The sequence below is a fragment of the Burkholderia sp. 3C genome (genome assembly GCF_054589155.1).
Genome location: NZ_BAAILN010000095.1, coordinates 1 through 263, shown reverse-complemented (window position 1 = coordinate 263; position 263 = coordinate 1). Strand labels below are relative to the sequence as shown.

The 263-nt window shown below is 62.0% G+C and carries 1 protein-coding gene; it reads right to left on the bottom strand.

The genetic code is table 11. The features are described from left to right. Window positions 1–263 (bottom strand): hemagglutinin repeat-containing protein (locus ACYP33_RS19660; RefSeq protein WP_459623466.1); only part of this gene is annotated, 263 nt, incomplete at both ends.

The window sequence follows — 263 nt, the reverse complement described above, 5'->3', positions numbered from 1 at the left end:
CCCTTGCTGTGACTGAAGCTCGCACTGGCACCACCACTCTGGCTGACACTGAAGCCACCGCCCGTACTCGACTGATGCGCCGCGCTCGACAACGTGTCCTGCACGCTCGCGATGTTCAGGTTCCCGCCCACATCGGCGTTCACCTGATTGCCCTTCACGTTCGCGCCGATGAGGTTCGTATCGCCGCCCGAGATGATCGTCACGCCGTTGGCTGCATTCACATGGCTGTTGTTCTGCGTCGACAGATCGCTGTTGCCGTCGCC